Source organism: Blautia sp. HA9023 (genome assembly GCF_056504095.1).
In genome coordinates this window covers 148,455-170,519 of the sequence record NZ_JBWLUR010000009.1, presented here as the reverse complement: position 1 = coordinate 170,519, position 22,065 = coordinate 148,455, and the positions used below count along the sequence as shown (strand labels likewise).

Below are 22,065 nucleotides of genomic sequence, written 5' to 3'. Positions count from 1 at the left end.
CAAAATTGTTTGTCAATAGTAACAAAAAAGCTGTTATAATAGATTTTTCTATTGTAACAGCTTTGTTTTCCCTCTTTTGGAATGGGTTTATTATATGATGTTTTCTTTTTCCTGTCAATGCTGCATTAACTCTGATATGCACCCTTCCAGTTTGCAAAAATATCTGCGGAATCCTTCAGAAAATCATAAGATATCTGGATCTTACCATCTGCAAGTATCCAGTCACTTTCCAGAATCGGCCAGGGATTGCAGCCTCCTGCAGTTTCTCCTACCTGATCCATGGTAAAAGAATTTCCACAGTTCTGGCAGACCAGTTTATCGTCTTCCTGTTTGTAATAACCATTTCCGGAATCATAACAGATCTGACAGGTATTAAAAGCGGTACGGATAGTTCCATCCGAAGTCTTTACTGCGATCACTTCCATTTCCGTGCCATCTACATTTGCAGGATAAAAGACTGCATTTTCTGTCAGTTCATCAACCGGTATGGTCAGATTCCCACCGGAACTGACGCTGATTTCCTGATTTCCATCTGCTGCGGAAGTCTCTTCTGTAGTTTCTGTTTCTGTTACATTTCCACATCCTGCAAGCGCCGTCATTGCTATAAGAAACGCCATACCTGTTATCATAATTTTTTTCATCTTTAACATTACTCCTCTGTTTTTATTTTCCTGTTACATAAATAGTCCCTGTGATCATGCCCATCCAGCAGCTATACGTATAGACGCCTTCTTTTTCCGGTATAAATTCGATGACATTTTCTCCGTTCTCGAAAGTATGATCCATTCCAAAATCCTGAAGGATCATCCTATAATTACATCCATTGATGCTGCCCTCCGGTACATTGATCTCCCACTTCACAGGTTCCCCTGCCTTCACAGTAATATCCGGATACCATCCAGAACACAGCGTACTGGAAACATACTGCACTCCATCTTTTTCCACTGCCACATCTGTCTGATCATCATTCTGCACATTATCCGCTTCTGCTGCTACCTTTTCGCCGGACCTGCTTTCCAAACCTGACAGCACACTTCCCTGAGACATCATGGCAAGTCCCATAACAACCACCAGGATCGCTCCTGTTTTCAGGATCTGTCTGGTAAATTTCTTTCCCAGTGCAGAAAAAATTGAGCCAAATCCAAGCATCAGAGGAACCGTTCCCAGACTGAAGCAGAACATGGAAAAAGCTCCTGCTACCCAGCTTCCGGAAGCCAGTGCAACAATCTCCATAGACTGCAACGGTCCACAGGGCATGAACCCGTTACACAGTCCAACTAGAAAAGGTGTCCTTTTTTTCCATAAAGATTTCCCTCCAGGAAATGGAATGTGGATTCTCAGTTTCCGAAGCCCCGGAAAAATCCCCAGCATATTCACACCCATAACGACCATGATAATTCCGGCCAGGAGTTTCAGAGACCCCTGAAACACTGTGGAAGCCTGTAAACTGTCCCCAATTCCAGCCAGACCTCCTACGGCCCCGAGAAATCCTCCGATCACGGTATAGGAAACAACCCGTCCCATATTATAGGAAAATGTATTCCGAAACATTGACCTTGATATTTCCTCTGCGTTCGCTTCTTGCTTCTGCAAGGTCTGAGAAAGATTGATCCCGCCGCACATGGCAATGCAGTGTACAGAAGTGATCAGGCCAATGACAAACAGCATTCCATATCCCATTCCTGTCTCGGCAAGAGAATCCGGCGCAAGATGGTTAAGGATTCCAAAACGCTGCAGGATCACAAATAAAAGGGCGATCGCAAAAATTTCCGCTGCTGCCTGACGAAGCTGTTTCCTGCGAAACTGTTCCGCGGGAATTACCTGATATCCCAGATCCTCGATCATTTTTACAATTTCTTTCATCCTGATTTTCTTCGGATCATAATCAAACTCTGCCCGTGAATATTCATAGCTGACTGTAATTCCCGTGATCTCCGGTCTTAATTTCAGTACATTCCAGATCCTCGACTGACAGTTAATACAGGTCATACCATCAATATAAATAACCGTATGCTTCACTGTTTTGCATCCTTTCTCATAAAGTTTGTAAAGCGATAAAATAAAAAACTGTTACAATAGATCTTATTTCTACTGTAACAGTTTTTATATCCTACTTTTACGATAGGTTTAATTATATTATTGTATTTTTCTTCTGTCAATGGCAAAGGCCGATTTCACAGAATCTTCACCTTTTAACCAGTCAGACTTTACAGCCACTTTCTCATCACATCCCGAAGCCTTGTCATATCCAGTGGTTTGGAAATGTGTTCATTCATTCCGGCACTTCTGGCAAGCTGAACATCTTCCGCAAAGGCGTTGGCAGTCATGGCAACGATCGGAACAGACCTGGCTGCCGGTATATTGGATGTGCGGATTGCTGCTGTCGCTTCATACCCGTTCATTACCGGCATTCGGATGTCCATAAAGATCAGATCAAAATCACCTTCAGATCCGGAAGAAATCATATCCACTGCTGTCTTTCCGTTTTCTGCTGTCACGACCTCTGCTCCGGTCATCCCTATGATTTCTTTTGCGATCTCAGAGTAGTCATACGCTGACAAAATAATAATGGTTACATCATTTCCAACTATTTTCCGGATCTGCCGGGTCGTCTCCAATCCGTCCATTCCCGGCATTTTCCAGTCAATGATAATGGCAAAATAATCGTTTTCTTTTTCATAACGCGCCGCAACAAGGTTAACTGCTTCTTCTCCGGATGTTACCCACTCCCCGTCGATTCCTATTTCTTCCAGAAGTGCCACCGTATTCTCGCAGCAATTCTGATCATCATCTACCACAAGTACCGGCAGATCGATCAGCTCATCCCAGGTACTGCTCTCCTCAAACAGTCCGGATAATGTTTCTTCCACCTTCAGAGAATTAAAGCTGTTTTCCTGAAGATCCACATAGTATTCACAGAGATTTGCCGTTGTGTATGCACGGTAAAAAGCATCTACTCTCTGCGTATACTGTCTCGCTCTCTTCTCCGCATCAATATTTATAAAAATCCCGGCCATACGAAAAGCAGTTCCGTCCGCACGACGGCTCACCTCTCCCTTATCCTTAAACCACTGATAAGTTCCATCCGCCATACGCATGCTGGTATTCCACATCATATTTTTTCTCATTGGTCTTATCCTGAAAAGCTTCCTGAAAAGTCCTGGAAACCTCCTCAAGGTCCCGGGGATGAATTCCCCTTTCCCATGTTTCCAGATTGTTGGGAAAATCCAGAGTATCATGATATCCAAGCATCTTTCGAAATTCATGACTGAAGAAAACTGATTCAGGATTTCCGGACTGAGCACATTCTACAGACCAGAACCCGGAACTGAGCACCTGATTTACCAGTTCCAGATTTTCCTGCATCTCGTCAATGTGCGTGGATAATATCCATAATGCGTTTCCTTCACTGTCAATGGTATCTTTCTTATATACACGCACATTAACCGGTGCACCTTCTTTATTCAGCATCTGTGCTTCGCCTACTCCATGGATCTTTTTAAAACGTTCGATCTTTGCAAACGTACAGTTCTGCCCACAGAATACATTTTTCAGCGATCCGGAAAATTTTTCCATAAATTCTTCATAGGTATATCCAAGATTGTGAAGAAAAAATTCACTGATATAAGCAATCGTAAGATCACGGTCATAATATCCGGCCAGAACACCTACCGCCTGGTTATTTTCGATGGTTTTCCGTATGGCCGCATACGTCTCCTCACAAAGATGGGACTCTCCCACTATATATAAATTTTCTTCTTCAAATAGTGCCTTGTTTATCAACTGTTCACTCCATATTTCACCATTTGCAGCTTTTGGAAAATCCCTGTAACGCGCAGGAAACCGCAATGCATTTTATCTGTTCTTCCAACAAAAAAACAGGGTCAGGCTATAGACATGCAACTATACCGTTCCCTGTTTCTATTCTCTGCAGCTGGCTGCCATTTTAAAGGCCCTTTAGCTTTGCGTCACAGCTTTTCAACTGCTTTGCCCATATATTCTCTTTCAAATCTGTACTATTATACACTCAATTATAAATGCCTGTCAACAGCTCTCTTACAGAGTTTTGCAAAACATCTGTCAGATCTGATACCAGCGGATCTCATTGGCAGAGAGATGAATTTCAAAGCTCTTTCCGTCCCCTGTATAAACAGTTGTATCCTGTGGTTCATAGGTGTTATTTACCACACAATACTTTCCGTTTTTCACATAGGCATGAACTTCCACATTATAATTAGACGAGAACCAGCGGTGAAGTTCATCCTCTGCTGCCGCAGACCAGAGCACGGATCTGTACAGAATACGACTGTTTTTAAAGCTGTAAGGCAGCCCGCTGATATAAACGCCACGACCCTTTCCGAAGGTTTTTACCGCCATCTGGACTTCCTGGTCTTTCTGGATCAGGATCTTCGTATCCGGCAGTGCAAAGATATTCTTTTTGCCCTCGCCGAAATCTACGGTTCCGTCTGTATCTTCCAGAATAAAATGATCTCTGTGTTCTTCCCAGTTGTATTTGTCTGTATTGAGATTAAATCCTCTTTCTTCCTCTACTCCCAGGATATCATCCAGCTGAAAGAATTTTCCCTGCCACTGGTGGGCTGCCGGCTCACCAACGCCGATAAAACCGCCGCCATTGTAGACAAATTTCCGCACTGCTGTAAGGATTTCCGGATTTGCCCAGTTCTCGCCGCCGGACTGTGCAGTGTCCGCATCACCTACATTGATGATCACGTCAAAATCATTAAGAAGATCTTTATTTTCACGAATATCATCGAAACTGATAAAGGAAACATCAAACGGCGCACCGCTTAATGCCTCGATGATTCCAAAATAAGAATAATTCTGTTTGTAATAGATAGCATGATGTACCATATGGTTGCCCCAGGAGCGCATTTTTCCCCAGCAGTTTAAAACTGCCACACGTTTTACGCAGTATGGCGTGGTTCCCTGGATATTGTCATAGAGCACACGAAATTCCTGGCATACTTCTTTGATATACTGTACGAAATCCGGAAATTCCAGAGCCAGCTTCAGATAGCCGCCATAGCCGATTCTCTGGATCGGGCTTCGAAGGATAGCTCTTCTTGCAGTTACCCAGTTTACTTTTGCCTCTTTTACCGGATCTCCGCCTTCATGGAAGGTATCCGGGAAAAAGTATGGAAGAAATCTTCCTTCTGTATATTTTACATGTTTGATATCGCTGAACAGACGTAAGGTTGCTCCGTTTCCAACACTTCCCACTACTGCATCCAGTCCGATGGAAGCAAACTCATCCATAAAAGGCTCCATGCCGATCCAGTGATCGCCCATGAACATCATGGCTTCTTTTCCATACTCATGGACAATATCTACCATTTCCTTTGCAAGCTTTGCCACTTCTCTTCTCTGAAAAGCCTGGAAATCTTTAAATTCCTTTGACGGGATACGGTAGGTATTATTCATATACCCCTGGTCAATGATAAACTCCGGACGGAATTTATAGCCTACTTCCCGCTCAAACTGTTCCAGAATATAAGGGCTCACTGAGGCAGAATATCCAAACCAGTCCACATATTTTTCTCTTGCCATCTCGTCAAAGATCAGCGTAAACTGATGAAAAAATGTGGTAAATCGTACCACGTTCACATAATCATGCGAATCCAGAAATCTGCGGAGACGTTCCAGGGAATGTGCCCGTGTTGCAGGCTGGCGCACATCAAAGGTGATCTGAGGCTCTACATCCTTCCAGTCATTGACAACAGCATTGTACATATGTACCGGGTCCCACATGATATATGCAAGAAAACTTACCGTATACTCATGAAACTCTTTTGCCGGACGGATCACCACATTTCCGGATTTTTCATCATAGGACCATTCTTCTGTACCGACAGCCTCTCCTGTGGTACGGTCCATAACTTCCCACCATCTTTTAATATCATCTCTGGTATTGACAGCAAGCATATCCGGATACAGATGGTCCATCAGGTGTATCTCCAGAGTATCGGAAACTGCCGTGTGAAAAGATGTCATGATATACATCTGCTGGATCTCTTCCGGATGTGCCTTCGCCCAGGCATTATCCTTTCTGGTAGTATAATAGGTAGCATATATCTTGGCCCCTGTATTTTTCAGCTCTGCCGGAAATTCTGTTCCGTCACAGTCACGGATGGCATCTGCACCCCACTCATCCAGCATTTTCAGTGTCTCCGGAATCACATCCAGATCTGTCGGGATGGTCACTCTTCCTTTTGTCTCGCTCATTATCTTTACCTCCATTGTAAAAATCCCCTGTTTTTTATTTCTGATATTTTTTTACGATTGCCTGCATCTGCTCCCATTTCTGCTCCATATCTGCCACCAGCTTAAACTGTGTACGACAGCGGTCCAGATTATGGTCTTCACGGTCGATTTTAAAATAATGATCTCCTTCCAGATAGTCAGTAAGAAAACGGATGCCACATTCATAGGTCATCACCTTGGCGCCCATAGGAAGCATCTCGATCTCCCTGGCGTTTAACTTGTCTCCACAACTTTCCAGAAAACCTTTCACGTAAATCTCGTAGAGCTCCATGTCACAGGAGACTTTACTTAAATCTTTCTCATCTTCCAGCGCAGTGCTGGCTCCGAACCGGATCGCATCACCAAAATCATTCATGGCCAGTCCTGGCATTACAGTATCCAGATCGACCACACAGATTCCCTTTCCCGTTTCCAGATCGATCATGATATTATTCAGTTTTGTATCGTTATGGGTTACCCGAAGTGGAACTTCCCCATTTTCCAGAAGTTTTCCAAATATTCCAGCCAGATCTTCATGCTGCAGTGCAAACGCAATTTCTTCTTTTACCGATGCGGCACGGTGACAGCAGTCCTTTTCCACGGCATCTTTCAGCGCCTGAAAACGCTTTTTTGTATCATGGAAATCCTTTATGGTTTCATGCAGAGTCTCTGCCGGATAATCAGCCAGCATTTCCTGAAATTTTCCAAATGCAACAGCACTTTCGTAAAAATCCTCCGGTTTTTCCACCAGATCATAGCTTACCGCATCTGTAATAAAAATATAGGCTCTCCAGCACTCTCCGTTCTCATCTGTCAGATATGCTTTTCCCTCTTTTGTGGGAATCAGATTCAGAACTTCCCGTTCCAGATCTCCACCCTTCTCAATGACCTTCTTTTTCAGATGTCCGGTGACTCCTGCGATATTTTCCATAAGCTCTTCCGGTTTCTGAAAGATCTCCCTGTTGATCTTCTGGAGGATCACCTTGATGGAGCCCATTTCTCCGATCCGGTATCTCAGCATGTAGGTTCCATTGATATGCCCGCTTCCGCAGGGGGCGCAGGAAATCAGTTCCCCGGTAAATGCAAACTGATCCGCGATTTTTTTTATCTCTTCTTTTTGTATCTTTGTCATCTTACCTTCTCTTTCCCAGACAGCAGTAAAAAGCATACCGTCCGAAAGCAGATATGCTTTATACTTTTTTGCTGTGATTATTTTTTCCCCTTTAAGATTCTTGTAGTAAGCGGGGCCATAATTTCACTGTCCGATCCATAAAGGACTTCGTAACCTTCCGGAACAGAAACTGTTTCCGTTTTCTCCCCGAAATTCTGGATAAACAGATATTCCGTATCTTCATTTTCCCTGGTTGTCACAGAAACTCCTTCCGGTATAAACGTAAGCGGCATCTCCACACCGGCTTCTTCTGCTGCTCGTCCCAGGAAGTCCTCATAAAAGGCTGCTTCCATATCGGCTGCCACATAGTAAACATGGCCTTTTCCATATTTTTTGTGAGTCAGCACCGGATAGCCCTGATAAAAATCTTTTCCGTAACGCATCAGCACTTCCGCATCGGAAACTTTTGCTAGCTCACAGAGATTTTTGCAGGTATAGCTTTCTGTAAGTTTGAGGTGATTTCCGGTTTCCGGAATACCGGTATTTTCTTCCCAGTCATAAAGCGCATCGATTTCTTCTGCACGGATGCCTGCTGTTTCCATGAGACCGTGAGGCGTTCCCCCAAGATAACATTTATCCGTCTCATCTACAAGTCCGGACCAGTAGGAAATTACCAGTGTACCTCCATTTTCAGCAAAGGTACGAAGCTTTTCGGCGTATCCGTGATAGAACATATAGGCCATCGGTACTGTTACCAGCTTATAATCAGACAGGTCATGTTCCATACTGATAATATCGGTATTATAACCTTTTCTTCGAAGTGCACGATATTGTTTCTGTACGTTTTCCTGGTAATGCATATCTTCATTTCGAGGTCCCTGGGCATCTTTCAGCGCCCAGTCATTTTCACGGTCATAAAGAACAGCCACCGGAGACTTCGTTACACTTCCCACAGTTTCCTGGATCTGTTCCAGAACTTTTCCTACCTCTGTCACTTCACGAAAAACTCTGGTATCATCACCGCCATAGTGATCGATCACCGCACCGTGGAATTTCTCGGAGGCACCCTGACTCTGGCGGAGCTGGAAATACAGGACACTGTCGGAACCATGGGCGACTGCCTGCAGGGAAGCAGCCAGATGCATTCCCGGTTTTTTCAGCTTATTGATCGGCTTCCAGTTGGTTGCAGAAGGACAGGATTCCATCAGAAGGAACGGTGCTTTTTTGATACTCCTCATAAGGTCGTGCTGCAAGGCTCCATCCACTGCTGTGGTATAGTTGTCTTTTTTATGCCAGCTTGGGTAATTATCCCAGGAAGCGATATCCATAACATCCTTAAACTTTTTATAGTCAAGTCCGTCGTAGTCGTACATCAGATTGGCGGTTGCCGGAAGATCTGACCCGCCTGCGCGGATCGCAGAAATCTCATGTTTCATGAAATCTACAGTTCTGTCTGTAACAAAACGTTTCCAGTCCAGAGTCAGTGCATGAAGCGCATTTTCTCCTTTTGGTGACGGACTTTCGATCTGGTCAAAGCTGTTGTAGGTATGGCTCCAGAAGGTTGTGCACCATCTGGAATTCAGATTCTCAATGGTTCCATATTTCTCTTTCAGCCATTCCCGGAATTTTTCCTGGCACAGAGGACAGTGACATTCCCCGCCGTATTCATTGGAAATATGCCACAGGATCACTGCCGGATGTTTTCCGAAGCGTTCGGAAAGCTTCTTATTGATATTAAAAATCTTTTCACGGTATACAGGAGAAGTATAACAGTGGTTATGTCTTCCACCGAAAAATCTTCTTGTCCGATCCGGGTCCATACGGAGAACTTCCTCGTATTTATCTGCCATCCATTTCGGTCTGGCTCCGGATGGTGTGGAAAGGATCGTATAAATGCCTTCTTTATACAGATTGTTAATTACCGCTTCCAGCCAGTCAAAGTTATATTTCCCTTCTTCCGGCTCCAGTACAGCCCAGGAAAACATCCCCATGGAAACCGTGTTGATATGTGCTTTCTTAAAATATTCGATATCTTTTTTCAGAATGTCCGGTCTGTCCAGCCACTGCTCCGGGTTGTAATCGCCACCGTGCAGGAAATGGTCATATCTGATCTGCTTTGCCATTTTTTCTTTCTCCTTATATTTTTTATTATGACACTTTATAAAAAGGATGCTGTGTGATCCACTTGAAGCATATTATACAATACACCTACAGCTTTCGACAGCATCCTTTTAAATTTGAATCTTATTTAACAGCTCCGGTAATACCTTCTGCGAACTGTTTCTGTAATACGAAGAATACGATCATAGTTGGAATAGAACAGAATAATACGCCGCACATCAGCATACCGTAATCTGTCACATATCCGGTGATCAAATTGGCGATCAGCATCGGCATAGTCAACGCCTTGTTGTCTGTCATGATTACCTTCGGCCACAGATAAGCATTCCATGCATTCATGAATGTGATAACTGCTGCTGCCGCATAGGTAGATTTCATTGTCGGGATAAACATCTGGAAGAAGATCCTTACCTCGCTTAACCCATCAATACGTGCTGCCTCAATAATGTCGATCGGGAATGCTCTTGCATTCTGACGGAACATCATGATCATGAATGGTGTAGAAAGGATCGGAAGGATAAAACCTACCGCTGTATTTAAGAGTCCTGCTTTGGAGAACATCTTAAATAAAGGAACCATTGTTGCAACCTGTGGAACCATCATGGCAAGAAGCAGGATGGAAAACAGTCTGTCTTTCCATCTGTCATGATATACTTCAAATCCATAACCTGCGATGGAGCAGATCAGAAGGCAGAGTACAGTAGTAAGGACCGCATAAAACAGAGAGTTTCCAAGTGCTCTCCACAGCGGCTGCTGTGCAGTCAGGTTCTTAAAGTTTTCCATAAAATATGTACCTGGAAGAATCCGGCCTCTGGATACATCAGTAGTTGTATTAGTTGCTGCGGAGATCATCCAGTACAGTGGAAATACAGAGATAAATGATACGATGATCAGAAAAATATAGGTAGGGATCAATCTTCTCTGGATCGCGGATTTGTTCTTTTTCTCAGTCACGTGTATCACCTACTTTCAAGTTGATAAATGCCAGGATCGCTACCATGATAAATATGATAAATGACATTGCTGCCGCATATCCGAAGTTTGGCACATTGATAAAGCATGTATTATAAACATAATGGGACATTGTGATGGTAGTGTTCGCCGGGCCACCTTTTGTCAGGTTGACAGACTCGTCGAACAACTGCAGTGTACCATTGATTGACATGATAAATGTCATGATAATTGTCGGTTTCAGAAGTGGTACGGTAATTTTCCAGAAAGTCTTCCATCCGTTGGCACCATCGATCTTTGCTGCCTCGTATACGGAATATTCGATATTCTGAAGACCTGCCAGATAGAATACCATGTTATATCCTGTCCATCTCCAGATCAGCGCGATGATGATTACAATCTTTGCACTTGTGGAGTTACCCAAGAAATTATAACCGGTTGTTAAAATTCCAAGCTTGATCAGGATACTGTTGATCAGACCGTCTGTTGCAAACATGGAACGGAAGATCAGAGAATAAGATACCAGAGATGTCGCACATGGAAGGAATACACATGTACGGAAAAATCCTTTGAATTTCAGATCTTTGTTATTCAGAAGCTGTGCAAGCAGGATCGCAAGGATCAGCATGATCGGTACCTGAATAATAAGATATAAAAATGTGTTGACGATGGACTGCTGAAATACTTTATCCATCATGATACGTTTGTAGTTACTGAAGATCGGGTCCGCAAACCTCATGTTTGCTCCGGCACCTGTCTGTAAAGAAATGATAAATGCACGGATCATCGGATAAAAACTCATGACAGCGATCATGATGGTTGCAGGTGCCAGAAAGATCCAGCCTGCCGCTCTCTGTTTCGCTACCAGAGACATGCCACTTTTTTTGGAATTCACAGGAACTCCTCCTTTCAAACCTCTTAAGCCTTTACATAAGACAGGGGACTGCATGCAGTCCCCTGCTTCGTATTTACTTATTCATTTCAGAATGCAGCTTTCAGATCTTACTCTGTCATCTTGAATGCCAGTGTATCCTGTGCTTCCTGAAGTGCAGACTCTTTGTCTGCGCCGTTTACGATATTAACAACTGCTGTGTTGATGCACTCTCTTGCCTCATAGTGATACGGAGTCTTTGTGAATTCCGGAATGTGTGAAGAGTACTCTACAATTGTTGAGAAGATTGGCTGGTTGTTGAAGAACTCGCTTGGCTCGTTGTAAACGTCAGACTCACCAGCTGGCAGGTAGCAGGAGATTGCTCCTGTTTCCGGAAGGATCGCATCATAGAAATCTGTACTGGAACCAAATGTGCTTGCAAGGAAGTCCTCAGCAAGCTCTACGTTCTTGCAGTTGGATGTGATATACCAGGAAGAACCACCGTTGTTCGCATAGTTTGTAGCTGTGTCAACACCGTCAACTTTCGGCATTGTTGTGATCTGCCACAGACCCTTCTGATCCTCTGTTCCCATCAGTGTAGCTGTGATCCAGTTACCGTTAACGATACCTGCTGCCTCACCGCTTGTGATTGTGGAGATGTACTCATCCCAGTTGTTTACTAATTTAACAACATCGTTCTTTACAAGGTCTACATAAAGATCTACACATTTCTCAGCTACATCATTTCCTACAATGTAAGCTTCTCCATCCTCATTTACGAAGTTTGCTCCACAGGACTGGATCATCATCATCAGAGTATCGCCGCCTGTTGCCTCACTTGTAAGGAGGTATTTACCGGTTTTCTCATGAACATCTTTACCGATCTCCTCGAATTTACTCCATGTGATATCTGTAAGGTCATCGATGGTGTATCCTGCCTCTTCCAGGATATCGGTACGGTAGCAGGCGATTGTTGCACCATTATCAAATGGAACACCGTAATGTGTATCATCTACCATGGAGTAGGACTGTTTCAGTTTTCCAAAATCATCCCAGTTGATGTCCATGTCTTTCAGATCTGTGAAAGCGTCCGGATAGCTCTTCAGATATTTCTGGTAACTGTTGTCCTGCATCAGAACGATGTCCGGAAGTGTGCTGTAATCTCCGGCGTTTGCAGCTGTTGTAAGTTTCGTCTGGCAGTCATCGGAAGATGTCTCAACTACATCTACTTTAAATCCTTCATGATCCTTTGCATACTGCTCACCTGCAATGTTCATAGCCTTGATGTTAAAGTTCTGGTCCCATGCCCATACGGTCAGTGTATTGTCATCGTCACCTTTTGCATATACTGCTGTAGTTGTTGCAGCGAAAGACATTGCCATAATGCCTGTCATTAATACTGCGAGTAATTTTTTCTTCATTTACTTTTCCTCCTTTATTAAGCATTTCCCGTTTGCTTATGAATGGATTATAGCATCCGTATTCCGGCCATAGTTTGCAGAACCGTTCATATAATGTGCAATTTCAACCATTTTATTGATTTTGCACTATTTCATGATTCAGGCACCTGCTTTTTTATGCATTTTGAGTGTTTTTCATTTTTCTCATTGGTCATCATGGCAAAGAAAAACCTTCTTTTTCGACATTCTGCGAATATTTTTCGCCAAAAAAGAAGGTTTTTGTTTCTATTTCATAAAAATATATGCTATTTTTTATACATATTTCACAAACATTTTAACATATTATGCAAAATAAACCTTTTCCGGAAACTGCGTTTTCATCGTATGCAGCATTTCTTCTGTCAGATCCAGAAGAAGTTTTATTTTCCGTCCATCTTCCCGGATGATCATGGTATAGTATGGTACATCCTCTTCATAAGAAGTATAATCATATTTTTTCAGCTTCTCTGTACCGGAATTCTTTTTGTATTTTGCCACTTTTTCGTGGTAATGAGGTGCGGTCACCTCCATCTCCTCGAGATTCAGCACATGAGCTGTTTTCCGGTATTTTTTACCATAGATCACATCAATGGTCAGCTGCCCGTTCTCCAGTATATATTCATAATCTCTCTGACTGAAAATATCATACACAAAATAAAGCAGCGCCAGCAGAAACCCCGGAAGCATAAACGCCTGGGAGATGGTGATTCCCATCAGTACAAAAAGTACCGCAAAGATCACCATCACTTTTCTGAGGGCGCCTGACATATGTTTCTTTTTTCGGGAGACCTGCTCCACAATTCTGTAGTCGTACATTTTTTCCTCTTTCCATCTGTCTGATCCGGCATATAGTACGATATTTATTCTGTTATGCCAGATTCTCAGATCTGTTTTTGTTATTTTACCAGCCTTCCTCTGAATGGATATCAAACTTAAGGAGCTGCTGTTCGTAATTCTCAGGACGTTTTCTCCACTCCAGAGGTGTCATCCCCGTAACCTTACGAAAATTCCGGTTAAAAGTGGAATTCGTCGTAAAGCCACACTTATGTGCCACATCCGCAATGGGCTGATCCGTCTTTTTCAGATAGTCACAGGCCGCCTGAATCCGGATGGTATTGATATATTCCAGCGGGCTCATCTTCATGTAAGTCGTAAAGATCCGGCGCAGATGTGTCTCGCTGATGTGACAGTATTCTGCCAGCTCATCAATCCGAAGATCTTCCATGTAATGATCAGAAATATAATCCTGGAATCTAGAAATCATATCCATGATTTTTCCTCTGCCCTCACTGTAACGTTCTTCCCCAGAATCCCGGTTGATCCTTGCGATTTCCACAAGAAGTGATGCCAAAATCCCCTTGGCTTCTTCCAGATAAAATTCTTCCCCGTCCCGCATGATATCCAGGATCTTCCGAATCTTGTCTGCCATAGAACGGTTCTCCTTTTCATTCAGAAAAAGTGCTCTGGAATTGATACGATGAACAATCTTTTCTTTTTTTACCGAATTATCAATGAATTTATCCAGAAAGCCTTCCACATCAATAAAAAGATATTCCCAGCGGCTGATGGTGCCAAGATCACTGTTTGTGGTGTGGGGATAGTTGGGCGGGATCACCGTAAATTCCCGGTCATGAAACCGTACCTTGTCTTCTCCAAGAACCAGAAATCCCTGGCCTTCATAACAGAAACCAATCTCCAGATAATTATGAAAATGAAGATAATCTACATCATTTCCGTAATTTTGTATCCATTTCTGGCCCAGCAATGCAAGGATCGGGCTACCTTCCGGCATTTTGTAATACCGTAGCTCCATTTTGGGTTTTCGTTTTTTTGCCACAGATATTCCTCCGTATATTTTTCCTGTGTCTGCATGTCAGGCAGATAAAAACATCCGCACTCGCATAAAGTCTTTGTTATCTTACAGCTATCTGCCAAAAAAAGCAACCGGCAGAAAGCTCTGATCTGTTGATATCTGTGCATTCTGCAAATTGCTTTTTTATTTATTTTCTTTGTTTTATTTATTGTTCTGTTCCGGTCATTCACCGATCACCCGATAGGTTTTCCATTTGCCCTGGCGGAAACGGATCCAGAAGATCACTCTCACACCAATGGTCGTAACCAAAGAGATTCCCATGGTAAGCATGGCATCACCTGCTGCCCGGAGGCCTTTTCCCAGAGGATCCGCAAATGGAAATACCACTGCATTGGCTATATTATGGATCAATACCAGATAGAGGATCATCTGTCCTGTCTGCCTGGAAACCGCAAAAATTTTTATGAGCAGTGGTGTTATCAGAAAGATCAGGGTATTCCATCAGGAGTGGAAGTATCATATCTTTTAACTGTTTATCAGAAAACATTTCGGCGCCTCTTATTTCTTCTCATCCAGAAGGATCACACCTTCTGCCGGATTTTTGTCGATTGCGCCTACGATGGGATGGGGAACGTACATCTCTTCCAGATATGCAATGTCTTCCGGAGAAAGTTTTACATTCAGTGCATTTGTCGCATCATCCAGATATCCTGTCCTGGTAGCTCCAACGATTGGTGCTGTTACTCCTTTTGCCCACTGCCATGCAATGGCAATCTGGGACATTTTACAGTTATGTTTCTCAGAAAGTTCTTGAACCCGTTTTACGATCTTAATATCCTGCTGTTCCATACGGTCGTATTTTCCCACCGCAACCCGGTCTGTTTTTCCTCTGAGGGAATCAGACTTCCACTGCGGCCTTGCCAGATGTCCGGCTGCAAGAGGACTGTATGGCATCCGTGAAACATTCATCTGGTTACAGATCGGGATCAGTTCTCTTTCATCTTCCCTGTAAAGAAGATTGTAATGATCTTCCATTACGGAAAATGGTGTCCAGTTATTGTCCCTGGCTGCAAGCTGCATATTGTAGAACTGATATCCGTACATAGCGGAAGCACCCAAAGCGCGTACTTTTCCGGCTTTTACCAGATCATGGAGTGCTTCCATGGTTTCCTCTATGGGTGTTTCATAATCAAATCTGTGGATGATATACAGATCCAGATAATCCGTTCCCAGACGTTTCAGGCTTCCGTCGATTTCCCGCATGATGGCTTCTCTGGAAAGACGGCCCGGGTTAAAATAAACCTTGGACGCGATCACAACTTTATCTCTGGCAATGTTATCTTTCAGCGCACGGCCAAGATATTCCTCGCTGGTTCCTGCTGAATATCCGTTAGCTGTATCCTGTGCTTTATAACGCCCCCAAAAATTTTATCGAGAAGCCATTTCGCTTTCAAGAATTTTTATTTTCTGTTTCTATTGTAAATGATTCCTTATGCTATGTAAAATACCCAGTTTATAAGTTTTATTATGCCTTTCAGGCATTGTTGTCATTCGTTCCATATCATAACCCACTCTGCACACAATTTACATCAAATCCGTAAATCTCACAACATATCTCAATGATCATAAACAGAGGAAAGCATCATATCCACTCCGATCAGAAGAATGATCACAACCGCCCACGCACCAATAGCAGATACCATTTTCAGATATGCTTTTTCACTCAGAAACAACAGCACCAGCAAAGTTCCTGTATAAGTGGCTGCAACTTTCAATGTATTTGTCAGAACAATCTTCAGAAAAACAAATCCAATTGCTCCGGCAAGTCCTATTCCCAGTACAAAATACAGGACACCAACAGCCCCACTTACTGTGATCAGGGTAACGAGAACCGAAATAATCCCCTGAACCGCTTTGGGCAGGGAAACCAGCTGCCGGCAGAGAACATTCAGGATAATGGATGCAGCAAACGTGGAAAGCAACGCAGCTACCATTCCACTGATCATCTGCAGGAGAACATTATAGATTCCGCCCTTTTCTTTCACACCCATAAGCACCTGTACAAAATTATTGACCGCCTCAAAGCACACTGCGGTCAGCAGCAATATTACAACATCCTGAAAAAAATCCAGCATGGTAAGTGCTTTTATACCGATCAGATATTCGGACATATTTTTTCCAAGATTAAATGATTCTGAAAAAAGATCCACACATAACGGCGCCAGCACGTTTCCAAACGGGATATATCCGATCATGGCATACCACGCATCCAGAATCACCCCATCATCTGCCATACTGCCCAGACCAACGGTAACCGCAGTTACGATTATAAAGGCCAGCAATGCAGCAGATATCACTTTTATTACTCGATACATTTCATATCTCCTCCTTCCGTATGTGATAAGTATATCAAATCACTCCGGTTTTTGGTATAAAAAATCGGAAAAGGAAGGTAAAAAACATGTCGAGAATTGACCTTTTTTCCACATTGGTATACAATAAAAAGCAGCTTCATACAAACTATATTTTAAGGAGGATATCGCGTATGTCTCAGGGAACAAAATTTTGCAAACATTGCGGTCAGATCATTGATTCCGACTGTGTTGTCTGCCCAAAATGCGGAAAGCAGGTAGAAAATTTAAATTCTTATGGTGGTAATGGCAATGGTCCTATTATCATTAATAACAATAATAACAACAACAATAATAACTTTATGGGTGGTTACAATAGTGTGGTCAGCCCAAAAAGCTGGCTGGTAACTTTGCTTTTATGTCTCTTTGTCGGTGTATTTGGAATACATCGTTTTTATGCCGGAAAGATTGGAACTGGAATCATTATGATCCTGCTTTGCTGGACCGGGATCAGTGCGATCTGGGCTCTTGTTGATCTTATCATGATCATCCTGAGTAAATTTAAAGATGGCCAGGGACTTTTAATCCAGAGATAAGTTTTCTGTAAGCAGGCAGCACAGCCGGGTGATCTCCGGCTGTGCTGTCTTTTTTAACTGCATCAGGCTTGTTTCCGTCGACATCCCGTGCAACCATGAAACAGTCGCTGCTCGATCCTTCCGCATAAAGTTCAGGATGCAAAAAATAAAAAAACGCCGGCGCCATATTTCAGTTATTGTTTATTTTTTCGGAGTTACCCGGAAAGTTCGGATCTCATAAGGACGTACCGTTACCTTAAGTTCTCCTGTCATTTCTTCGCCATCCGGATTTTCCATCAGATCCGTCTCCTGCCAGGAGTCTACCGGAAAACCAAAATTCAGCGTTACCGGGCCACGCATGCCTGCGTACTCGTGGAAACGGATGATCAGATCTTCGGAATCTTCTGCCTTCTTTATACAGTCAATGGCTACATGATCTGTATCTGCCTTGCAAAATGCAGACTGTACCTCTGCATCCACTGCCCCTTCCACAGTCCAGAGCGGATTGTTCAGTCTCCAGGCTTCTTTCTGCACACCGGATTCCTGCCAGCTACCACTGTGTGGATAAAGTGCATAGGTAAAATCATGGATTCCCTGATCTGCCGCATAATCCGGATGGATTCCACATTTGATCAGCGACATGCCAAGAACATATCCTTTGGCACTGTAGCCATATTTGCAGTCGTTCATCAGGCTGACTCCGTATCCGGTTTCGGAATAATCCGCCCACTGGTGAGCAACGGTTTCAAATTTTGCCATATCCCAGCTGGTATTCTCATAGGTCGGACGTTTTACATTTCCGTACTGGATATCAAAAGTTGCCTCGCTGGTACGGATATCCAATGGGAAAAGAACTCTCAAAAGCTGCTGATGCTCATGCCAGTCTGCATGGGTGACAAAGTCGATCCTGCGGTTGTCATTATAAAAACGGATTTCCTGTGAGATCGTGGAATCCTGATAATTCCAATCCATTTTTACTTTTGTCATCAAAGAAGATTTTTCCACAGAAACCGTTTTCAGATCATCTACCTCGTATCCTTTTTCCTGGTAATAGATATCAATATCCCAGGCATCATACTTCATCGGACGATCTTCATAAACTACCAGGTGGTTTCCTAATTCACCTGCCTTCAGGATCTCGCGGTCATTTTCCTTATCAAAAATAGAAGTCATACGGCCCTTTTTATCCCAGACAATATGATAAAATGGCGTATCCATTTCCCCAGTCCATTCTTCTGTGCAAAAACATTCCGCCTTGGTTCCAATTTTATAAGTCAGGGTTGTAAATCCGGCAGGCTCTATACCAGAAACTTTTACAAACCAGCCATCTTCCGTATATACAGCAGGCAGCTCTTTTCCATCTGCGGAAAACCAGCTTCCCTTTCTGCCCTCGTAAGCTTTTACTTTTGCTGTTACAATACCTTCGCCTGCAAAACTGCTGTTATTTACTACAGTTACAATGGAATCTGATTCTCTTACCAGAACCTTCAGAGCATTTTCCTCGATGGTATCCAGAATTTCATTGGCTTTTGCATACTCTGCCGTGGAATCCTCATATACTTCATGAATGGAAGATCCGGGAATGATATCATGAAACTGGTTTCTCAGTGCGATCTTCCATGCTTCATGAAGCTCTTTTTCCGGATAGGAAGAAAAATCTCCGGTCCTTATGGCTGCTTCACTGGCCAGCCATTCTGCCTCCCGCAGTTTCAGTTCGGTTTTACGATTATTTTTCTTATTCCGTGCCTGAGAAGTGTAGGTTCCTCTGTGATATTCCAGATACAGCTCGCCATCCCAGGTTGGTACATGACGGTCTGTAGACGCAATGGTCTTCTGAAGATTTTCGAAATAATCATAGGCCGTTCCAGGAATTACTTCCGGAAGTCCTGGCATAGCCTTCAGATGGCGTCCCATCTCCAGCATGTCTCGGTTCACTCCGCCGCCTCCGTCTCCGTTTCCGTAAGCCAGGAGAAGATCCTGATTGATCTCTTTATCATGGTAAAGATCCCAGGTACCTTTTACAGATGCCGGATTGATAACACCATTATATGTATAGCCGCCGTCATCAGAAAATGCCGGAACACTCATAAAATGAGTCAGAACTTCAGAACCATCCACTCCAATCCAGCGGAAAGTATCGTGAGGCATATGATTATACTGGTTCCAGCTAATCTTGATCGTCATAAAGCTTTCAATACCGGAACGCTTCAGGATCTGAGGCAGGGCCCAGCTGTAACCAAATACATCCGGAAGCCAGAGAACATTGGATGTTACGCCAAACTCTTCTTTGAAAAAGCGCTGACCATTAAGGATCTGGCGTACCAGAGCCTCCCCGGAAGAAATATTACAATCCGCCTCTACCCACATAGCTCCGTTTGGTTCCCAGTTACCGGTTTTTACGGCTTTTTGTATCCGTTTATAAATATCCGGATAATCCGTCTTAATATAATCATAAAGCTGTGGCTGGGACTGGACAAAGGTAAACTCCGGATACTGCTCCATCAAAGTGCACATCGTTGAAAAAGTGCGGGCTGCTTTTTCCCTGGTGTGTTTCAGCTGCCAGAGCCAGGCTACATCAATGTGTGAATGTCCCACAGTATGGACTGTCACCGGGCTGGTCCACGAGATTCTGGAAACCTCCTTCTTCCAGACTTCCAGAGTTTTTTTCAGAGATCCATAAAAGGCATCAGAACCAGGCCTTCTCCAATCTATAGCCAGATGTGCACGATCCATAGCTGTCAGAAGATCTCTTCTTATGGAATCGTTCTCATCCAGCATACGCACAGTCTCAACAACCGCTCTGCTGCTGTAATAAAAATCATCCGCAACCTCATCCAGAACGGCAAGCTCTGCCTGTTTGAACTGATGAGTCTGTTGTGTTGGTACTCCGCCGCCTTCCAGTCCTGCCCAGAGGCGGATAGCCAGCTCCACTTTCGTACCGGCAAGCTCTGAAGGAAAGATCACTTCTTCATGGTAAGAACCGGTTTCGCAGTATGGCGAACCATTGACGTAGATCAGACCTTCGAATCCGGAATTCAGGCCCTCGCCGGTTTTTCCCATATTAAAAAGCCCGGCGATCTTTTTCCCCACCCATTCCGCCGGGATCTCTACGGACTGTCGGATCCACAGATAAGTGCCTCTTCCGATCCAGAAATCACCTTTTTTCAGAGTTCCCGTATAGACCACGCTTTCCGGCCGTTTCCCCACCGGCTCCTCCTCCGGCGTGCTCGCGTCAAATGACGGGATCTCCATCCGTTCTCTGTAACGGAGATCTTTTAACTGTTTTGTGTTTCTTTCCAGTTTTTCCAGTGTAAAAAACATTTGCTACATTCCCCCTTGTCTGCAACCTGTTTATTTCTTGTTTTTTCTTATCTCCTCATATACCCCATATCCGAGAAACAAAAGTCCGACGATCAGTGCAACAGCAGAAGCGATTGACAGGAAAGGCCCCACATACCCCAGTCCGGCAGCAAATAATGTGGCATCCCAGGTATTCACACCGCTCATAAATATCGCAGCTGAGATGTATTTTGCAGAGATCAGGATTGCCGATATCAGACAGAAAACTGCGCCGATGCCTTTATTATTCATTTTTTGTTCCTCCTTTTCTTGTGGTTGATAGGTAGAGCATATCATATATGTAGGGTGTATTGCTACTCTATTCAAATTTTTACCTATTTTTTCATACGTGCGAAATAAACAGACCAATCATCCCAACGCCACATCTAATATCATCATAAAGGAAAAACCTGTTGCAAAAAATATGGTTCCAATATTCGAATGCTCCCCTGTTGACATTTCCGGGATCAGCTCCTCAACCACTACATAGATCATAGCACCGGCAGCAAGACTGAGTAAATACGGCAAAACCGGAATAATAAGATCCGCTGCCAGAATTGTGAGTATTGCTCCAAAAGGTTCTACAATTCCTGACAGCACACCACTTATAAATGCCTTTCCTTTTCCCATGCCTTCAGAGCGAAGGGGCATGGAAATGATCGCACCCTCCGGAAAATTCTGAATTGCAATTCCTATAGAAAGTGCCATCATTCCCTTAAATGTGATATGAGTATTTCCTATGAGATATCCCGCGCAAACCACGCCAACCGCCATTCCTTCCGGAATATTATGTAACGTTACTGCCAGGACCATCATTGTCGTTTTCTGAAACTTACTCTTCGGACCTTCGGCGCTGTCACTGTACTGGTGAATATGTGGAATCACATGATCCAGCAAAAGCAAAAACAACACTCCTGCCCAAAAGCCTGCCACTGCCGGTACAAAAGAAAATTTTCCCAGTTTCCCCGACTGTTCAATTGACGGAAGCAAAAGGCTCCAAACAGAAGCAGCCACCATAACTCCTGACGCAAAGCCAGTCAGTGCCCTCTGCACGTGTTCATTTAAATTTTTTTTCATAAAAATCACACAGGCCGCTCCCACAGAAGTACCCAAAAACGGGATCAGAATTCCATAGAATACATTTATGTTCATTTTAGCGTTCCTCCTTTTTGTCATGTGTTAGTTGTAGCTAACTTATTGTTTTAAAAGAAGCCATGTGAATTTCTAATATTC

18 protein-coding genes, 1 pseudogene and 1 riboswitch are annotated in these 22,065 nt (G+C 43.5%); of the genes and pseudogenes, 1 reads left to right on the top strand and 18 read right to left on the bottom strand.

The window, feature by feature from the left end:
* Nucleotides 1-125: 125 nt before the first annotated feature.
* The 15 genes and pseudogenes from AC04Q6_RS14555 to AC04Q6_RS14485 all read right to left on the bottom strand — a co-directional run bounded on the left by AC04Q6_RS14555 (nt 126) and on the right by AC04Q6_RS14485 (nt 16,942).
* Nucleotides 126-641, bottom strand: coding sequence for a DUF2318 domain-containing protein (locus AC04Q6_RS14555; RefSeq protein WP_021976624.1), 516 nt, complete (start codon nt 639-641; stop codon nt 126-128).
* A gap of 22 nt (nt 642-663) precedes the next feature.
* Entirely contained in the window at nt 664-2,019 is a 1,356-nt protein-coding gene (locus AC04Q6_RS14550) for an urease accessory protein UreH domain-containing protein (protein WP_294417946.1), read from the bottom strand.
* Between the two features lie 188 nt (nt 2,020-2,207).
* Nucleotides 2,208-3,128, bottom strand: a complete 921-nt coding sequence (locus AC04Q6_RS14545; RefSeq protein WP_476389756.1) for a response regulator — start codon at nt 3,126-3,128, stop codon at nt 2,208-2,210.
* On the bottom strand, nt 3,064-3,783 hold the full coding sequence (locus AC04Q6_RS14540; protein WP_476389755.1) for a PAS domain-containing protein: 720 nt from the start codon (nt 3,781-3,783) through the stop codon (nt 3,064-3,066). The genes AC04Q6_RS14545 and AC04Q6_RS14540 overlap by 65 nt, the downstream gene beginning before the upstream one ends.
* A gap of 143 nt (nt 3,784-3,926) precedes the next feature.
* A riboswitch (cyclic di-GMP riboswitch) is annotated at nt 3,927-4,002 on the bottom strand.
* Nucleotides 4,003-4,080: 78 nt separating this feature from the next.
* On the bottom strand, nt 4,081-6,243 hold the full coding sequence (gnpA, locus tag AC04Q6_RS14535; protein ID WP_021976627.1) for a 1,3-beta-galactosyl-N-acetylhexosamine phosphorylase: 2,163 nt from the start codon (nt 6,241-6,243) through the stop codon (nt 4,081-4,083).
* Between the two features lie 34 nt (nt 6,244-6,277).
* Nucleotides 6,278-7,393 (bottom strand): phosphotransferase enzyme family protein, encoded by a 1,116-nt coding sequence (locus AC04Q6_RS14530; protein WP_118064697.1) that lies wholly within the window; start codon nt 7,391-7,393, stop codon nt 6,278-6,280.
* 77 nt (nt 7,394-7,470) lie between these two features.
* Nucleotides 7,471-9,495, bottom strand: coding sequence for a beta-galactosidase (locus AC04Q6_RS14525; protein WP_118064695.1), 2,025 nt, complete (start codon nt 9,493-9,495; stop codon nt 7,471-7,473).
* Between the two features lie 121 nt (nt 9,496-9,616).
* Nucleotides 9,617-10,447 (bottom strand): carbohydrate ABC transporter permease, encoded by an 831-nt coding sequence (locus AC04Q6_RS14520; protein WP_021976630.1) that lies wholly within the window; start codon nt 10,445-10,447, stop codon nt 9,617-9,619.
* Entirely contained in the window at nt 10,440-11,339 is a 900-nt protein-coding gene (locus AC04Q6_RS14515; protein WP_118071565.1) for a carbohydrate ABC transporter permease, read from the bottom strand. Before AC04Q6_RS14515 ends, AC04Q6_RS14520 begins: the two co-directional genes overlap by 8 nt.
* A 107-nt stretch (nt 11,340-11,446) precedes the next feature.
* Nucleotides 11,447-12,736, bottom strand: a complete 1,290-nt coding sequence (locus AC04Q6_RS14510; RefSeq protein WP_021976632.1) for an ABC transporter substrate-binding protein — start codon at nt 12,734-12,736, stop codon at nt 11,447-11,449.
* A 321-nt stretch (nt 12,737-13,057) separates the two neighbouring features.
* The gene (locus AC04Q6_RS14505; RefSeq protein WP_118064704.1) at nt 13,058-13,570 is read right to left on the bottom strand and encodes a hypothetical protein; all 513 of its coding nucleotides are present in this window, start codon (nt 13,568-13,570) and stop codon (nt 13,058-13,060) included.
* An 85-nt stretch (nt 13,571-13,655) separates the two neighbouring features.
* Nucleotides 13,656-14,591: a helix-turn-helix domain-containing protein gene (locus AC04Q6_RS14500; protein ID WP_021976634.1), complete on the bottom strand. Its 936-nt coding sequence runs from the start codon at nt 14,589-14,591 to the stop codon at nt 13,656-13,658.
* A gap of 198 nt (nt 14,592-14,789) precedes the next feature.
* The gene (locus AC04Q6_RS14495; RefSeq protein ID WP_195565752.1) at nt 14,790-14,996 is read right to left on the bottom strand and encodes a hypothetical protein; all 207 of its coding nucleotides are present in this window, start codon (nt 14,994-14,996) and stop codon (nt 14,790-14,792) included.
* A gap of 129 nt (nt 14,997-15,125) precedes the next feature.
* Nucleotides 15,126-15,980 (bottom strand): annotated as a pseudogene (locus tag AC04Q6_RS14490) (aldo/keto reductase); the annotation flags it as partial.
* A 203-nt stretch (nt 15,981-16,183) separates the two neighbouring features.
* Nucleotides 16,184-16,942: a hypothetical protein gene (locus AC04Q6_RS14485; protein ID WP_476389753.1), complete on the bottom strand. Its 759-nt coding sequence runs from the start codon at nt 16,940-16,942 to the stop codon at nt 16,184-16,186.
* Nucleotides 16,943-17,112: 170 nt separating this feature from the next.
* Between AC04Q6_RS14485 and AC04Q6_RS14480 the strand changes: the two genes are divergently transcribed.
* Nucleotides 17,113-17,514, top strand: coding sequence for a TM2 domain-containing protein (locus AC04Q6_RS14480; protein ID WP_021976639.1), 402 nt, complete (start codon nt 17,113-17,115; stop codon nt 17,512-17,514).
* A 180-nt stretch (nt 17,515-17,694) separates the two neighbouring features.
* Here the strand turns inward: AC04Q6_RS14480 and AC04Q6_RS14475 are convergent, their stop codons facing one another.
* The 3 genes from AC04Q6_RS14475 to AC04Q6_RS14465 all read right to left on the bottom strand — a co-directional run bounded on the left by AC04Q6_RS14475 (nt 17,695) and on the right by AC04Q6_RS14465 (nt 21,984).
* A complete protein-coding gene (locus AC04Q6_RS14475; RefSeq protein ID WP_476389752.1) occupies nt 17,695-20,814 on the bottom strand; it encodes a glycoside hydrolase family 38 N-terminal domain-containing protein in 3,120 nt (1,039 codons plus the stop codon).
* A gap of 30 nt (nt 20,815-20,844) precedes the next feature.
* Nucleotides 20,845-21,084: a hypothetical protein gene (locus AC04Q6_RS14470; RefSeq protein ID WP_118064685.1), complete on the bottom strand. Its 240-nt coding sequence runs from the start codon at nt 21,082-21,084 to the stop codon at nt 20,845-20,847.
* Between the two features lie 117 nt (nt 21,085-21,201).
* Nucleotides 21,202-21,984, bottom strand: a complete 783-nt coding sequence (locus AC04Q6_RS14465; RefSeq protein WP_476389751.1) for a ZIP family metal transporter — start codon at nt 21,982-21,984, stop codon at nt 21,202-21,204.
* Nucleotides 21,985-22,065: the final 81 nt, after the last annotated feature.

What these genes read in the sequence shown, in the direction of transcription:
- AC04Q6_RS14465 (WP_476389751.1), bottom strand. Translation starts at nt 21,984, where the DNA reads ATGAACATAAATGTATTCTATGGAATTCTGATCCCGTTTTTGGGTACT.
- AC04Q6_RS14555 (WP_021976624.1), bottom strand. Translation starts at nt 641, where the DNA reads ATGAAAAAAATTATGATAACAGGTATGGCGTTTCTTATAGCAATGACG.
- AC04Q6_RS14510 (WP_021976632.1), bottom strand. Translation starts at nt 12,736, where the DNA reads ATGAAGAAAAAATTACTCGCAGTATTAATGACAGGCATTATGGCAATG.
- gnpA (WP_021976627.1), bottom strand. Translation starts at nt 6,243, where the DNA reads ATGAGCGAGACAAAAGGAAGAGTGACCATCCCGACAGATCTGGATGTG.
- AC04Q6_RS14485 (WP_476389753.1), bottom strand. Translation starts at nt 16,942, where the DNA reads ATGTATCGAGTAATAAAAGTGATATCTGCTGCATTGCTGGCCTTTATA.
- AC04Q6_RS14480 (WP_021976639.1), top strand. Translation starts at nt 17,113, where the DNA reads ATGTCTCAGGGAACAAAATTTTGCAAACATTGCGGTCAGATCATTGAT.
- AC04Q6_RS14495 (WP_195565752.1), bottom strand. Translation starts at nt 14,996, where the DNA reads ATGATCCTCTATCTGGTATTGATCCATAATATAGCCAATGCAGTGGTA.
- AC04Q6_RS14525 (WP_118064695.1), bottom strand. Translation starts at nt 9,495, where the DNA reads ATGGCAAAGCAGATCAGATATGACCATTTCCTGCACGGTGGCGATTAC.
- AC04Q6_RS14470 (WP_118064685.1), bottom strand. Translation starts at nt 21,084, where the DNA reads ATGAATAATAAAGGCATCGGCGCAGTTTTCTGTCTGATATCGGCAATC.
- AC04Q6_RS14530 (WP_118064697.1), bottom strand. Translation starts at nt 7,393, where the DNA reads ATGACAAAGATACAAAAAGAAGAGATAAAAAAAATCGCGGATCAGTTT.
- AC04Q6_RS14505 (WP_118064704.1), bottom strand. Translation starts at nt 13,570, where the DNA reads ATGTACGACTACAGAATTGTGGAGCAGGTCTCCCGAAAAAAGAAACAT.
- AC04Q6_RS14475 (WP_476389752.1), bottom strand. Translation starts at nt 20,814, where the DNA reads ATGTTTTTTACACTGGAAAAACTGGAAAGAAACACAAAACAGTTAAAA.
- AC04Q6_RS14545 (WP_476389756.1), bottom strand. Translation starts at nt 3,128, where the DNA reads ATGAGAAAAAATATGATGTGGAATACCAGCATGCGTATGGCGGATGGA.